The organism is Methylobacterium sp. WL103, assembly GCF_008039885.1.
GTDB classification, from domain to species: Bacteria; Pseudomonadota; Alphaproteobacteria; order Rhizobiales; family Beijerinckiaceae; genus Methylobacterium; species Methylobacterium cerastii.
Genome location: NZ_VRUX01000810.1, coordinates 1 through 1540, shown reverse-complemented (window position 1 = coordinate 1540; position 1540 = coordinate 1). Strand labels below are relative to the sequence as shown.

Below are 1540 nucleotides of genomic sequence, written 5' to 3'. Positions count from 1 at the left end.
GGCGAATCGCCGTGGCTGTTTCCCGCCGACAGCGAGAGCGGCCACCTCACCCGCCAGGCCTTCGCCCGCGACCTGAAGGCGGCGGCGGAGGCGGCAGGCCTTCGCGCCGACAAGGTCAGCCCGCACGTGCTCCGCCACGCCTTCGCGAGCCACCTGCTGCACAACGGCGCCGACCTCAGGATCGTGCAGGAGCTGCTCGGCCACGCCGACATCTCGACGACGCAGATCTACACGCACGTCCTCGACGACCGCCTCAAGTCCATGGTGCGCGACCTCCATCCGCTGATGGACGAGCCAGCTGGCCCCGAAGGCTCGCCCGAGGTGCAGCCTTAAGGTCGCCCGCGTGAACGGGCCGGCGCGAGGGTGCCGATGCGACGGTTGCGGCGTTGACCGTCGCGGCCGCAAAGGCGGACGGCAGAGGCGGACGGGAAGCGATGGGGGCAGGCGTGCGGCGTTGGAGGAAGGGCGCGATCCGGGCGCTGAAGCTCGTCGCCCGGCCGGTGCGCCGCGCGCAGGGGCGCGGCGGCATCGTGATCGAGCCCTATCGCGGCTACGGCTCGCCCGACGAGATCTTCCTGATCGGCCGCATCTTCCGCCAGTCGCACCCCGACACCGCGCCGGGCGACGAGAGCCTGCGCACGGAATTGCGCGACATCGCCCGGCGGATCGCCCGGCGGGCCCTGAAGGGCGCCGCCGTCACCGCGCGCTTCGGCGGCGCGCAGACGCGGGTGGAGACCGACCGCGACGGCTACTTCCGCGTCCACCTCAACCCGCGATCCCTGCCCGCGGGCGACCAGGGCTGGCACGAGGTCGCGCTGACGTTGGAGGTCGAGCCGCCCGTGCAGGCGCGGGCGCAGGTGTTCGTGCCGCCGGGCGCCACCGGCTGCGTCGTCGTCAGCGACATCGACGACACGGTGATGCGCACCGGCGTCGCGAACAAGGTGAAGATGCTGTGGCGCCTGTTCGTGGAGGATGCCGAGAACCGCGTCGCCTTCCCCGGCGTCGCCGCGCTCTACCGGGCGCTCTACGTCGGCCCGGACGGCACCCAGGCCAACCCGATGCTCTACGTCTCGCGGGCGCCGTGGGGCCTCTACGAGATGCTGTCGGAGTTCTTCAAGATCCACGGCATCCCGGTCGGCCCGATCCTGTTCCTGCGCGAATGGGGCCTGTCGTGGAAGCACCCCCTCCCCCGCCGGGCCGAGGACCACAAGCGCGCGCTGATCGTCCACATGCTGTCGCTCTATCGCGACCTGCCCTTCGTGCTGATCGGCGACAGCGGCCAGCACGACCCCGAGGTGTACGGGCGGATCGTCGCCGACCATCCCGGCCGGGTGAAGGCGGTCTACATCCGCAACGTCTCGCGCGACGCCGACCGCATCCGCGAGATCGAGGCGTTGGCCCAGGTGGTGGCGGAAGCGGGCAGCCACCTCGTCATCGCCGCCGACAGCACCGCCATCGCCCGGCACGCGGCCGGCCTCGGCCTGATCGCAACGGCCGCGGTGGCGGAGGTGGCGGACGAGCACGCGTCCGGCGGCGAGCC

At 72.4% G+C, this 1540-nt stretch carries 2 protein-coding genes; both read left to right on the top strand.

From position 1 onward, the window contains the following. Positions 1-333, top strand: a 333-nt coding sequence (locus FV222_RS25680; RefSeq protein ID WP_147815975.1) for a tyrosine-type recombinase/integrase, incomplete at its 5' end; no start/stop codon positions are given. 113 nt (positions 334-446) lie between these two features. Next, a partial coding sequence (locus tag FV222_RS25675; protein ID WP_246685666.1) for a phosphatase domain-containing protein occupies positions 447-1540 on the top strand: 1094 nt, incomplete at its 3' end.